Annotated in this window: 1 protein-coding gene; it reads left to right on the top strand. The window is 59.0% G+C overall.

Going from position 1 to position 510, the window contains the following annotated elements; genetic code table 11:
• Nucleotides 1–17 precede the first annotated feature (17 nt).
• Nucleotides 18–510, top strand: a 493-nt coding sequence (locus tag KP22_RS21050; protein ID WP_244880059.1) for a hypothetical protein, incomplete at its 3' end; no start/stop codon positions are given.

Raw genomic sequence — 510 nt, 5'->3', positions numbered from 1 at the left:
AGGATCTGCAACTGAATGTGCGTAATAAACTGGATAACCGCGGACTTATCAGCGGCAGCACCACGCTGGGCGTGGTGGCGAACCATATTGATCAACAGGGTACGCTGGAAGCACGGGCGTTGACGGTAGACGCCGGGACTCTGGAAAACCATGGCAAGATGCTGGGCGTGGATGCACTGACGCTGGCAATTGCGAATACGGCACGCAATCAGGGCAAATGGCTGAGTCAGGGCAGCAGCACGCTGACGGCAGATCAAGTTGAGAATCACGGGCAGTGGCAGGCGGGCGACATCACGCTGCAGGCCGCTGATCTGACCAACAGCGGGCAGATTTTTGGTCTCACTGCGTTGTCATTGACCGCCGCCAACGGCCTGACTAATCAGCAGAATGGGAAACTCCTGTCGCAGGGTATTGCGGTATTGCGTGCGGCGACGGTGGCAAACGACGGCAACGCGCAGGCGGACCGCCTGACGTTTGAAGCCCAGCAACTGACCAACCGCGGGCGCATTC

It is taken from the genome of Pectobacterium betavasculorum (genome assembly GCF_000749845.1).
GTDB lineage: Bacteria > Pseudomonadota > Gammaproteobacteria > Enterobacterales > Enterobacteriaceae > Pectobacterium > Pectobacterium betavasculorum.
This window is presented reverse-complemented; position numbering and strand designations above follow the sequence as displayed.